The sequence below is a fragment of the Mycolicibacterium alvei genome, from assembly GCF_010727325.1.
Classification (GTDB): Bacteria; Actinomycetota; Actinomycetes; order Mycobacteriales; family Mycobacteriaceae; genus Mycobacterium; species Mycobacterium alvei.
This window is the reverse complement of the sequence record NZ_AP022565.1, coordinates 5,198,520-5,211,141: the sequence shown is the minus strand read 5'-3', so window position 1 is coordinate 5,211,141 and position 12,622 is coordinate 5,198,520. Positions and strand designations below refer to the sequence as shown.

Below are 12,622 nucleotides of genomic sequence, written 5' to 3'. Positions count from 1 at the left end.
GGCGATATTCACGGTGTCCCCTCGACGGTGAATTCGGCGGTGTGCACCACGTCGCGGTGCTTGAAATCCAGGAACAGCCGGTACGCACCGGCGCTGGGAAGTGTGGTGTGGAACGCGATCTGCGGCCCGGGCGCGGTGGCCGGGTCGGCCGCATCGCCCATCGGATGGACGTGCAGGTAGGCCAGGTCCGATGCGCGCACCGCGACCAGATGCCCGTAGGCGCCCAGGTAGGGCTGTAGGTCGGTGACCGGCTTGCCGTCCCGGCTGACCGACAGTGTCAGCTCCGAGGGTTGACCGGCCGTGGCCACGCCGGCAAGCGTGACGGTGTACCCGTCGACCGTGGTGGTGTCGGCCGCCGCGGGCAGTGGTTGCGGTTGGTAATCACCCGCAACGGCCAGGTCGGCACCGACCGTGACCGCACGGCCGTCGGCCGGAACGAAGTCGGCGAACACCCGGTAGTCACCGGCCTCGGCCAGCTCGAGTGGAACACTCCACGAGCCGGATTTGTCGAGCACCGGATGAACGTGCTGATAGTCGGCGAGGTCGCGGCGCACCACGATCAGATGCAGCAGCTTTTCGTGGCTCTCGACGTACTCGGTCACCGGGGCGCCAGTGCTGTCGACGATCCGGAACCGTAGCGGTACCGCGGCGCCGGACGGCAATGCAGGCTCATCGAGTCGAAGCGTGTATGCCACCGTGTGGCCGGCGTCGTGGACCGTGGCCGGGGCGCTGCCCGGCGTGACCGCCGAGCCGATACCGAAGGCCACGGCGAACACCACGACGAGTCCGACGACGAACCCGATGAGTCTCTGCGGCGCACTCACTACCGGTGACCGATTCAGCCCGCGACGGCGTAGCCGGCCTCGGCGACCGCGTCGCTGATGGCCGATGGATCCAGCTGGTTGTCACTGTCGATGGTCACCAGCCCGGATGACAGGTCCACCTCGACCGCACGCACGCCGGGGAGCCCGCCGACCTCGTCACGCACCGACGTGGCGCAATGCCCGCAGGTCATGCCGGTGACGGTGACGGTCTGGGTACTCATGCAATTGCCTCCTGAACCAGCTTCGTTGTCCGTCCATACTATACCCCCCTAGGGTATTAAATACCTATACCCCCAGCCCGGCTGCTGCACTATGGGCACATGCAGCAGATTCCGGGCGGCTACCGGGCCCTGGTGGTCGACGACGAAGCCCCACTGGCCGAGGTCATCGCAAGCTATCTGACCCGCGATCGGTTCGAGGTCACCGTCGCCCACGAAGGGGCCGAAGCACTGCACCTGGCCCGCGAGGTCGACCCCGACGTGGTCATCCTCGACCTCGGACTGCCCGGCATCGACGGCGTGGAGGTCTGTCGGCAATTGCGCACGTTCTCCGATGCCTATGTGGTGATGCTGACCGCCCGTGACACCGAGACGGACACCATCGTCGGCCTGTCGGTGGGCGCCGACGACTACATGACCAAACCGTTCAGCCCGAGGGAACTGGTGGCCAGGATCCGGGCCATGCTGCGCCGACCCCGCGTCACCTCTCCGGGTGCCGCCGACGGCCGGGTGTTCGGGGCGCTGCGCATCGACGTCGACGGACGCCAGGTTTTCCTCGACGACGAACCGATCATGCTGACGCGTACCGAATTCGATGTACTTTCCACGCTCTCGGCTCGACCCGGCGTGGCACTGAACCGTCGTCAGCTCCTCGAATCCGTATGGGAAACCACCTATGTGGCCAATGAACACCTCGTCGACGTTCACATCGGTCATCTCCGCCGCAAACTCGGCGACGACCCGGCCGATCCGCTGTACGTGATCACGGTGCGCGGCGTGGGATACCGCATGGGTACCGGGCAGGACGGCCGGCGATGACCGTCGGCCTGCGCACCCGACTGCTCTCGGCCCAGGCCCTGGTACTGGCCGCCGGTGCCGGCACCACCGGACTGGTGGCCGCCATCGTCGGACCGCCATTGTTCCGCGAACATCTGCACCGCGCAGGGGTTTCCGGTGACTCGGCCGAACAGATGCACGCCGAAGAGGCCTACGTCTATGCCACGGTGATATCGATCGCGGTCGCGTCCTGCGTCGCGATCCTGGCGGCCCTGATCGTCACCTGGTATATCGGCAGGCGCCTGCAGCGGTCGCTGACCGAGGTGGCCCGGGCCACCACCGCCATCGCCGACGGACATTACGACTCTCGGGTGCCGCCCGCCCACCTCGGCGATGAATTCGACTCCCTGGCAAGTTCTTTCAACGATATGGCTGGACGCCTGGAGTCTGTCGATGCCGGCCGCCGCAGGCTGTTCAGCGATCTTGCTCATGAGATCCGAACTCCGGTTTCGGTATTGGAGGCCTACTTCGAGGCCATCGAGGACGGCGTGAGAACGCTTGACCCCGAGACCGTCTCGATGCTGCGGCAGCAGACCCACCGGCTGGTCCGGTTCGCCGGCGACGCCGCCGCCCTGGCCAAGGCCGAGGAGAGCCCGGCCACGATCACTCCGCTACCGGTGCCGACGCACACCGTGGTGGCCGCCGCCGTCGCCGCAGCGCAGGACCGATTCGACGACAAGGGCGTGACGTTGCACCGACAGGCAGCCGAGGACCTGCCGGCGCTCTGGGCCGATCCCCACCGGCTGGCCCAGATCCTGGGCAACCTGCTCGACAACGCACTGCGGCACACCCCGGCGGGCGGGCAGGTGACCATCAGCGCCGCCGCCGGACCTGAGAGCCCCACCGTCACTTTGACGGTGACCGATACCGGCGAGGGTATCCCCGCCGAGCACCTGCCCCACGTCTTCGCCCGCTTCTACCGGGCCGACACCGCGCGTGACCGCGACCACGGCGGATCGGGCATCGGGCTGGCGATCGTGAAGGCCCTGGTCGAAGGCCACCGCGGGCGGATCGAGGTGACCAGCCCGGCAACCGGTTCGGGCGCCGGGACCACCTTCACGATCACCCTGCCGACCGGCTAGAGCGAACCCAGGACCTGGCGCATGGTGTCGATCTCCTGCTGCTGCGTCTTCACGATGGTGTGGGCCAGCTCGACCGCAGCCGGATACTGACCGTCCTTGATCTCATCCTCAGCCATGGTGATCGCACCCTCATGGTGAGCGATCATGTGTGTCAGGTACAGCTTGGCCGCCTCGACGCCCTGGGCATTGCGCAACGCGTTCATGTCGGCCTCCGACACCATGCCCTGCATGGCGGGCATGTCGCCGTGGCCCATGTCGCCGTGGCCCATGTCGCCGTGGCCCTGCTGCGGCATGGGGGGCATGGGCGGGTTGCCCCACTGCTTCAGCCAGCCCTGCATCTGCGCGATCTCCGGAGCCTGGGCACCCTTGATCTGAGTAGCCAGGTCCATCACCCGCGGGTCGATGCCCGGCTTGGCCAGCAGCCCGTCGCTCATCTCGACAGCCTGCTCATGGTGCGGAATCATGTGCTGGGCGAACATCACATCGGCGTCGTTGTGAACCGCGTTGTCCGCCTGGACCGGCGCCTGCGAGGTCGTCGCCGATATGGCGGTCGTCGCGTCGGTAGCCCCATCCGTGGACTGGTTGCTACAGCCGGCCACCAGGGCCGCCGCCACCACCGCGCCGGCACTCAGCATCATCAGTTTCGTCATGCTCTCCAGCCTCCCCAGGCTCGATATGGTCGGTCTAGACGTTCGATGAAGATTCGATAAAGTTCTGCGCGATCCGGGCCCGGAACAGCTTGACGTCACTCTTGACGCCCTTGAGGCGGCGCGCCCCGGCGAACGACCAATCGAACCGGTCCGCCTCGCCGATCGCCGCGCGGGTGGACTCGGCCGCCAACACGGTCCCGGGCCGGGCCGCCCCGGTGACGCGGCTGGCCAGATTGACCGAACCTCCGAACCAGTCCCCGGCTCGGCTCACCGCGGGCCCGGTCGCCAGCCCGACCCGCAGCCGCGGGAACTCCTCGTCGGTTTCGGTGACCGCCACCAACTTCAGGACCGCATCCAGAAGCGCTGCCGCGTCGGCACTGACGAGCATCACCGCATCGCCGATCGTCTTGATCAACCGCACCGGGCCGACCGCCACCTCGCGGGCCGCGTCGGCCAACCGATTCGCCAGCCGCTCAAGGTCTTCGGGCTGCACCACCTCACCCAGCCGGGTGAATCCGACGATGTCGGCGAACGCGATGGTGACCACCCGGGCACCGGGCAGCCCGACCCCGTCGGCCCGCTCGGAAGCGCTGACCGCCTCGGTCTCCAGCGCATGCCGCAGTTGCACGAACAGCATGTCCGAGATCATCGGCCCGATCAACGGAGCCGCCTCGGCCACCAGCGCCTCACTCGCCTTGGCGGTTTCCAGTTCGGTTGCCCCCGGCGTCAGCACCGCAGCCAACGCCGCGTAGCGCATCACCTCGGCTGCTCGGCCGAGTCCCTCGGACAGCACCCGGGTGATCAACACGATCTGGTCCGGGGCGATCCCCAGCTCCACGAACCGCTCGGCAAAGCCGACCGCCTCGGCATCGGCCCGCAACAGCACCGCGGCATCGGGGTCCTCGACGGTCGCCAATCCCATCGCCCGTTGCAACCGCTGCACCAGCTCGACGTCCAGCCCCGACTGTTCGCTGATCTCGCGGGTCGACACGTAGGTGCCGTCGTCTCCGGCCACCCGGCGCGACGCCAGCAGCATCGGGGTGTCGGCCCGGCGGATCTGGTCTGCGCTGATACCGCGGGCCAGCAGCCATTCGACCAACTCGGCGCGCTGTGCGCCGGCTTCGCCGTCGAGTCCGTCCAGGAGTGTGGGGTCGGCCGTCATCAGGCCAAGGTATACCCGCGCACCGCGTGAACCGCCGGAGCCGTCGACGAAGTCAGCAACATCGACATATCCTGCGGGTAACGGACATCCACGATCACCGAATCCCCGAAGCGATACGGCCTGCCCGCCACCAGGCCGACGAACTGTTTACGCAGGCGCGACATTTCGGCGCGCACGGTCACCACTCGCGACCGGTCGCCGTAGAGGTCCTCGGCAAGTTCCGGCGCCGAGCGGCCCTGCCCGTTGGTCGCCAACACCAACAGGATCTCGGCATGACGGCTGGAGATGCTGCGCCGCCAATTGCCGATCTGCCCGACCATCTCCAGCGACGGTTCCCCGTCGCGCAGATCGAGGATTACCTTCGAGGGCACCGCGGTGGCTTCCACGTCCTCTACCACCCGGACCAACCACCCGCCCGGCAATGACTCCGTATCGCACATACCCAACGGCGGGACCCAGATGCGTCCGGGTAAACCGTTCTCGGGCAACAGGATCCGATTGTACAGCGGCAATGAGGCCACGGCCGCCACCCAGCCCTCCGCATCGACCGCCAGTGCCGGGCCACCGACCCTGGCCAGCATCGGCGCCGCCACGGTGCGCAGCTGGTTCAACGTTCGGTCATGTGCTTCCCGGAGCTGGGATTCGGCCAATCGCGCCACCAGATCCACCAGGGCCAGCATCGTCGGATGCACCGTCGGCGCCGGGCCGGATACGTCCACGATGCCGATGACCTGGCCGGTCCGGGGATCCCGAATCGGCGCCCCGGCGCACGTCCACGGGTGGTGGCTGCGCAGGAAATGCTCGGCCGAGAAGACCTGCACTGCACGATGCGAGGCCAGCGCGGTGCCGATGCCGTTGGTACCCACCGCGTTCTCACTCCACATCGCACCCTCGATGAAACCGAGACGATCTGCGAGCCCCAGCACCCGCGGCGAGCCGGACCGCCAGAGCACCCGGCCGCGGGCGTCGGCGATGACCAGGATGCTGTCGCCCCCTTCGATCACCGATTCGAGCCCGCGGGTGACCTCGTCGAGCACCGTCATCAGCCCCGACTGTTGCCTGAGCAAGTCCAGTCCGGCGGTTTCGATGCGGGGCGGAACGTGACGGTCGGGGTTGATCCCCCTGGTCCGCAATCTGTTCCAGGAAGCTTCGATCACCGAACGCGGGCGCGCCGGCGCCCGGTCACCCGACATGGTCGCGTCGTACACGGCAGACAACAGCATCGCGTAACGTCGCGGGTCCTCACCGCATGAGACCGCGGGCTCGGGTATCGACAAACCAGCCATCAGCGCTGATTGTGCTCTACATCACACTTCTGTGCCACGCGGACGGGAAGCGGACCTTGTCGGGTCCTTGCAGCTCCTTTCGCAGGCAAAAGCCTCGGGGTCTGCAACCCCGTGCAACCCTTGTCGCAACCTTGACCGCCGTGTGAGCTGGGCAACATGACACCGGCCGCCACCGCGAATCTGACGACCCTGTCGCCGGTGCACGGAGGACAGGAGGCCCACCCCCTGAGCTGACGACCCACGACATGGCGCCCCGAACGTGACTCCCCCCACACCGTTCGGGGCGCCCGCGTGCGCGCGGCGTATACATGCGGGGGTGACCGAGCTGTTGCACGGACTGGACCCCATCGCCGGTGCGGAGCCCCGGGTACTGGTCCTGGGCAACATGCCGAGCGTGATGTCGCTGACCTCCGGTCAGTACTACGGCAATCCGCGCAACGCGTTCTGGCGGATCACCGGTTCACTCTTCGGATTCGGCGCCGAAGAGCCCTATGCGCAGCGGGTAGCTGCACTGTGCGCGCACCGGGTCGCGGTGTGGGATGTGCTCCGATCCTGCCGTCGAGTGGGCAGTCTGGACTCTGCCGTCGAACGCGACAGCATGGTGGCCAACGACTTTGCGGCCTTCTTCGCCGCGCACCGCACGCTCGAACGCTTGGTCTTCAACGGAGCCGCCGCCGAGAGCAACTACCGGCGCCTGGTCGGCCCACCCCTGATGCCCAGCCTGCGGGCCCCCTCGACCAGCCCCGCACAGACGATGAGCTACGAGGACAAGCTGACTGCCTGGCGGATGGCGCTGGAGGGCTAGGCGCACGTCGTTGCTCGATTGGTCGTTGCTCGATTAGTCGTTGCTCCGGAAAAGGCCCATCTCGACAGTGCAGCTTCCCCTCCCCTTCGACGTTGCTGCGTTCTATTCTCGTTGCAGCAGGTTCTCCGATGGCGGGGGCTTTCGAATGACGGAAACTGCGACGTGCCGCACGTGTGGCACCGAGCCCCGGGCAGGCGCCCGGTACTGCGACGCGTGCGGCGCACCCGTTGCATCGACTCCGGGCGCCGAATACAAGCAAGTGACCGTTTTGTTCGCCGATGTCGTGCGGTCCATGGACATCGCGGCGACCTTGGGCGCCGAGCGGCTCCGCGAGATCATGAGCGACCTGTTCAACCATTCCGCCGCCGTGGTCCGCCGATACGGCGGCACCGTCGACAAATTCACCGGTGACGGCATCATGGCCATTTTCGGCGCACCGGTTGCGTTGGAAGACCACGCTTTTCGCTCTTGCCTGGCCGCACTCGAGATCCAGCAGCAGACCACCCTGCTGGCCGCACAGGTAACGGCCCGCGACGGCCTCGACCTGCAACTGCGCATCGGACTCAGCTCAGGTCAGGTCATCACCGGCGAAGTCGGCACCGACACGATGAGCTACACCGCGATCGGTGAGCACGTGGGTATGGCACAACGGATGGAATCGGTCGCGCCGCCCGGTGGGGTGATGCTCACCGAGTCCACAGCACGCCTGGTCGAAGACACCGTGATGCTGGGCGAGGCCGAGATGGTGCAGGTCAAAGGCGCCGATCGCCCGATCCGGGCCCGCCGGTTGCTCGAGCTCAATTCCACACACAACCTGCTCACAATCGGCGAATCCACCCTGGTCGGCCGAGGCTGGGAACTGTCCGCCGTCGAGGGCATCCTGGAACGCTCGATCCAGGGCCACGGCAGCATCGTTCTGCTGGTGGGCGGGCCCGGTATCGGCAAGAGCCGGCTGGTCAGCGAACTCGCGGCGAAGGCTGCCGCACGCGGTGTGCCGGTGCATTCCACATTCTGCGAGTCCCACACCAGCGAGATCCCATTTCATGCCATCACCGGCCTGCTGCGGGCGGGATTTGGTGTGGCAGACCTGGACAGAGAGTCGGCCCGGGCCAAGCTTCGCGCCCAAGTTCCCGACGACACCACAGAGAACCTCGAGCTGCTCGACGACCTGCTCGGCATCGGCGACCCCGACGTCGTTCTGCCGGTAATCGACCCCGATGCTCGACGGCGCCGGCTCACCACCCTCGTCAACGCGGCGTCGCTGGCGCGAAGCAGTCCGGCGGTCTACGTCGTCGAGGATGCCCACTGGGTCGACAGCGTCAGCGAATCGATGTTGTCAGACTTCCTGTTGGTGACGCCGCAGACCCCATCCCTGGTGGTGATCACCTACCGCCCCGAATATCATGGCGCATTGAGTCACGTCCACGGTGCGCAGACGATCGTGCTTGCGCCACTGGACAATTCTGAGACATCGGCCTTGATCAACGAACTACTGGGGGCCGGTGACGGCGCCGCCGACCTGACCGAAACCATCACCGGGCGGGCCGCCGGAAACCCGTTCTTCGCCCTTGAGATCGTCCGGGATCTGGCCGAACGCGGTCTGCTGCGCGGCGAACGTGGCGCCTATGTACTGAACGGGGGCCACGGCCGGATCAGCGTGCCCGCCACGCTGCAAGCCACCATCGCTGCCCGCATCGACCGACTGGATCCGGCGGCCAAACGGACGCTGAGCGCTGCCGCGGTGATCGGGTCCCGGTTCAGTGCAGGATTGCTGGCCTGCCTGGACACCGAACCGGTCTTCGAGGATCTGGTCGAAGCCGAGTTGATCGACCAAGTGCAGTACACGCCGCATGCGGAATACGCCTTCCACCACCCGATGGTGCGGACCGTCGCCTACGAATCACAGTTGAAGTCCGATCGCGCTGAACTACATCGGCGGCTCGCGGACACCATAGCTGCGCGCGAACCCGGGCCGGCCGACGAGAACGCGGCATTGATCGCCGAACACCTGGAAGCCGCGGGCGACCTGCATGCGGCGTACAGCTGGCATATGCGCGCCGGCGCGTGGGCAAACAACCGCGATGCCGCCGCAGCCCAGATGTGTTGGGAGCGCGCCCGCCAGATCGCCGACCTGCTGCCCGCCGATGATCCTGACCGGGCCGCGATGCGGATAGCTCCGCGCACTCTGGTGTGCGGCAATGGTTTCCGGAGCAACACGAGTGTCTCGGGGGCCCGCTTCGAGGAACTGAGGGAACTGTGCGAGGCCGCCGGGGACAAAGCCTCACTGGCCATCGGCATAGCCGGGCTGACCGGCGAACTGATGATGCAGGGACGGATCCGCGAAGCGTCACTGCAGGTCTCCGAGCACATGAACCTGATCGAGTCCATCGGCGATCCCGCACTCACCGTCGGCTTGTCGGTCACTCCCATCTCGCTCAAGATCGAGAGCGGCGAATTGGGCGAGGTGCTGCGCTGGTCGCAGATGGCGATCGACCTGGCCGACGGCGACTTCACCAAGGGCAACTTCATCGTCGGCTCACCATTGGCAGTGGCCTTCGCAGCCCGCAGTATCGCCAAATGGGCCCTGGGCCTTGACGGTTGGCGGGCGGACCTCGAGCATGCGCTCGCCATGGCGCGCAACACCGACAGGTTCACCCATGCTCTGGTGATCACTTGGACGTACTTCACCACGGTGTCCTGCGGCGTACTCCTCGCCAACGACGAAGCGCTACACAACATCGACGGGGCACTGCAGACCACCGAAGGGGCCGGCGACGACATCGCGCTCGGCCTGGCCCGGTTGACCATGGGATACGCCTTGCTGAACCGAGATTCGCCGGCGGACCGCGAGCGTGGGCTGGCCATCCTCGGCCAGGTGCGGCAGATGTGTGTGAACGGAACCTTCTATATGTCCGAGCTGGTCGGTATCGACGTCTACACCGCGCGCGAACGGGCCAAGCGCGGTGACCGGGCCGGAGCCATCCGGATGCTGCGCGAAGCGGTCGACGATCTCTTCCACAGCGGGCAGCTTCCGTACAACATCTTGGCAACCGGAATCCTCGCCGAAGCCTTGCTGGACCGGGGCGCAGAGGGCGATGTGGCCGAAGCCGAGGCGGCAATCGCCAGACTGGCGGCGGCCCCGGCCGAGGACGGCCTGGTCATTCGCGACATCATGCTGCTGCGGGTGCGGACGCTCATCGCACGCGCGAAGGGTGACGACGCGAGCTACCGCGAATCCCGTGACCGGTACCGGGACATGGCAACCCGGCTCGGCTTCGAGGGGCACATGGCACAGGCCGCGGCGTTGCCCTGATTTCGCGGATCCGTCCTACGTGTCACCCACACGTGGCATACTCGAACGTATGTTCGACATCGAGTCGGGGTCCGATGTGGCGCTGATCGACGCGGTCGGTGCTGGGGCGCGGGCCGAGTCGATGGCGATCGCGGGGCGACTTGCCGCGATCGGGGCGCTGGATGCGCTGCGGGAACGCGAATTGGCCGAGTCGATCTTCTGGACCACCGACCCGTTCGAAGCGGTGGCCGCCGAGATTTCGGCGGCGATGCGGATCAGCCGGGGTCGGGCCGGCGCCCAGATCCACCGCGCCCGCGTACTGCGCGACAAACTGCCCCAGGTGGCCGCCCGCTTCGCGGTCGGGGATATCGATTATCGGATGGTGTGTGTCATCATCACCCGCACCGAAACCGTGGATAGCGCGATGTGGGGCCGGTTGGATGCGCAGTTGGCCGGGCGGGCACCTCGATGGATGCGGCTTTCGGAACGCCAGTTACGGGATCGGGTGGATCAGTGGATCGCCAAACTCGACCCCAACGGGGTGCGGGTGCCTCCGGATGTGAATGCCGAGCGGTTCGTGCAGATCGAGCCGAGCAGCCCGGGTATGGCCTCGCTGTGGGGCAACCTGCACGCCGAAGACGGCGCCGCGCTGCATCAACGGTTGGACGCGGTGGCCGACACGGTGTGTGACCACGATCCGCGTACCCGTGAGCAGCGCCGTGCCGATGCCATCGGGCCGTTGGCCCGGCTGGAATCCCAGTTGCCGTGCCGGTGTGGTCGTGAGGACTGCCCAGCCACCCAGAAGCGGGCCGCGGCCGATGCTGCGGTGGTTCATGTGTTGGCCGAGCAGGCCACCCTTGACGGCAGCTCTGATGCGCCGGGGTATCTGCCCGGCCATGGCATCCTGCCCGCCGAATCGGTGCGGAACCTGGCCGCCAACGCCACACTCAAACCAGTGGTCGTGCCCGCCCCAACCACCGACTCCGATGCCACCGAGCCGGGGTACCGCCCGTCGGTGGCGCTCTCGGAGTTCATCCGGTGGCGGGACCTGACCTGCCGGTTCCCCGGTTGTGATGCCCCCGTCGAGCGCTGCGACATCGACCACACCGCACCCTGGCCCGCGGGCCCGACGCATCCGTCGAACACCAAACTCTTCTGCCGGGCCCACCATTTGGTGAAAACGTTCTGCCCCGGCTGGACCGACCGTCAATTCCCCGACGGCACTATCGAATTCCAGTCCCCGACCGGACACAACTACATCACCGAACCGCACGGTGCTGCCATGTTTCCCACCCTGGCCCAACCCACCGGGGGCCTCACACTTCCCGAACCGCAGGCCCCGCACCCGGACCGGGCCGCGAAGATGCCCAGGCGCCGCAAAACCCGCGAACAAGACCGCCAAGACCGCATCGCCGAAGAACGACGCCTACGCGCCGAACTCAACAACGACCTCGCATACGAACGCGACTACCAAGCCTGGCTCGCCGAACAATACGGACCACCCCCACCCTTCTGATTGCACGGTCGGGCGGCGGTGCCCCTCTGATCGCCTCGGAGGGGATAGGCGCCTGGGCTATCTGACCAGCGGCTTCAGCTCACACCTGGTCCCGGCAAGCGCCGCGACCCGAAGGGTCACCATGCGCAGCCGCGTACTCCCCCGGTGTCCTACCCAGCATGGACCGGAAGTCGTTGATGAAATGGGCTTGGTCGTACCAGCCGAGTCGCACTGCGAGATCGGCGAAATCGACTCCGGGAACGGTCTCGATCTCGAATGCCGCCTGCTGCAACCGATATCGGCACAGAACCCACTTGACCGTCACCCCGACATAGCGCCGGAACACCCGCTGCGTGGTCCGCGTACTCCACGGCGAGAGCGCCATGACCTGCTCGACCCGGTGCAATGATGCGTCGTCACGCATCCGATCGACCAACGTCATCAAGGCCCGGTACGTCGGGTCCACCTCGCCGGTCATCGCACCGATAGCCGAATCCATTCCGTGCCGGATCTCCGTCACGTCTTCACCGAAATTGACTGATGCACACAGTAACTCGTCCCCCACCGAGACCACCCGTCCGGTCATCGCGGCGGCGTCACCCCCGAACCTCGCGGTGAATCCGCCGGGCTTGAATCGTGCCCCGACCACAGAACCACGCCCGGTGATGGTGACCTCAAAAACCTCGGGCACCACGCCGTGCAACAGCGTGCTGGGTAGCCGATGGCCATGACGCACAACGTCATCGCCCCACTCGCGGGTGAGATGCATGGCAGGGAAGGTGATCACCGTGCTCTTGAAAGGACCTGCCTCATGCCGGTCCCAGGCCACCGACCAGAAGTGATCGACGAAGCGCGCGGACTCCTCGGACGGCGCCCACCGAAGGAGTTCGAACGCCGAGGCACTGCCCGCACGGCCGACCACGCCGTGCATTGGCGCGTATTGCTGTGACGCATTTTTCCAAGTCGGCATC

General features: G+C 66.9%; 11 protein-coding genes. 5 read left to right on the top strand and 6 right to left on the bottom strand.

The features are described 5' to 3' along the window. Positions 1 to 8: 8 nt before the first annotated feature. Together G6N44_RS24930 and G6N44_RS24925 are read right to left on the bottom strand one after the other, a co-directional pair. Positions 9 to 824 carry a DUF8832 domain-containing protein gene (locus G6N44_RS24930; protein ID WP_163668672.1) on the bottom strand — a complete coding sequence of 272 codons (816 nt, stop codon included), beginning with the start codon at positions 822 to 824 and terminating at the stop codon, positions 9 to 11. Between the two features lie 14 nt (positions 825 to 838). Continuing rightward, on the bottom strand, positions 839 to 1,045 hold the full coding sequence (locus G6N44_RS24925) for a heavy-metal-associated domain-containing protein (protein ID WP_163668671.1): 207 nt from the start codon (positions 1,043 to 1,045) through the stop codon (positions 839 to 841). A 99-nt stretch (positions 1,046 to 1,144) separates the two neighbouring features. Between G6N44_RS24925 and G6N44_RS24920 the strand changes: the two genes are divergently transcribed. After that, on the top strand, positions 1,145 to 1,861 hold the full coding sequence (locus G6N44_RS24920; RefSeq protein ID WP_163668670.1) for a response regulator: 717 nt from the start codon (positions 1,145 to 1,147) through the stop codon (positions 1,859 to 1,861). Then, the gene (locus tag G6N44_RS24915; RefSeq protein WP_163668668.1) at positions 1,858 to 2,961 is read left to right on the top strand and encodes a sensor histidine kinase; all 1,104 of its coding nucleotides are present in this window, start codon (positions 1,858 to 1,860) and stop codon (positions 2,959 to 2,961) included. Before G6N44_RS24920 ends, G6N44_RS24915 begins: the two co-directional genes overlap by 4 nt. On the opposite strand, the gene G6N44_RS24910 is transcribed toward G6N44_RS24915, so the two are convergent. The 3 genes from G6N44_RS24910 to G6N44_RS24900 are packed head-to-tail and all read right to left on the bottom strand — an operon-like array spanning position 2,958 to position 6,059. Further along, positions 2,958 to 3,611 (bottom strand): DUF305 domain-containing protein, encoded by a 654-nt coding sequence (locus G6N44_RS24910; protein WP_163668665.1) that lies wholly within the window; start codon positions 3,609 to 3,611, stop codon positions 2,958 to 2,960. The genes G6N44_RS24915 and G6N44_RS24910 overlap by 4 nt on opposite strands. A gap of 34 nt (positions 3,612 to 3,645) precedes the next feature. Further along, entirely contained in the window at positions 3,646 to 4,773 is a 1,128-nt protein-coding gene (locus G6N44_RS24905; protein ID WP_163668664.1) for an adenylate/guanylate cyclase domain-containing protein, read from the bottom strand. Continuing rightward, on the bottom strand, positions 4,773 to 6,059 hold the full coding sequence (locus G6N44_RS24900; RefSeq protein ID WP_170309425.1) for a GAF domain-containing protein: 1,287 nt from the start codon (positions 6,057 to 6,059) through the stop codon (positions 4,773 to 4,775). The genes G6N44_RS24905 and G6N44_RS24900 overlap by 1 nt, the downstream gene beginning before the upstream one ends. Positions 6,060 to 6,375: 316 nt before the next feature. Here G6N44_RS24900 and G6N44_RS24895 point away from each other — a divergent pair, with 316 nt between their 5' ends. The 3 genes from G6N44_RS24895 (at position 6,376) to G6N44_RS24885 (ending at position 11,672) form a co-directional block, all read left to right on the top strand. Then, complete coding sequence (locus G6N44_RS24895; RefSeq protein ID WP_163668662.1) at positions 6,376 to 6,864, top strand: DNA-deoxyinosine glycosylase; 489 nt, start codon at positions 6,376 to 6,378, stop codon at positions 6,862 to 6,864. 259 nt (positions 6,865 to 7,123) lie between these two features. After that, positions 7,124 to 10,177 (top strand): ATP-binding protein, encoded by a 3,054-nt coding sequence (locus G6N44_RS24890; protein ID WP_308213869.1) that lies wholly within the window; start codon positions 7,124 to 7,126, stop codon positions 10,175 to 10,177. A gap of 49 nt (positions 10,178 to 10,226) precedes the next feature. Beyond that, entirely contained in the window at positions 10,227 to 11,672 is a 1,446-nt protein-coding gene (locus G6N44_RS24885; RefSeq protein WP_163668657.1) for an HNH endonuclease signature motif containing protein, read from the top strand. A gap of 79 nt (positions 11,673 to 11,751) precedes the next feature. On the opposite strand, the gene G6N44_RS24880 is transcribed toward G6N44_RS24885, so the two are convergent. After that, a complete protein-coding gene (locus G6N44_RS24880; RefSeq protein WP_163668655.1) occupies positions 11,752 to 12,621 on the bottom strand; it encodes an AraC family transcriptional regulator in 870 nt (289 codons plus the stop codon). Position 12,622 lies beyond the last annotated feature (1 nt).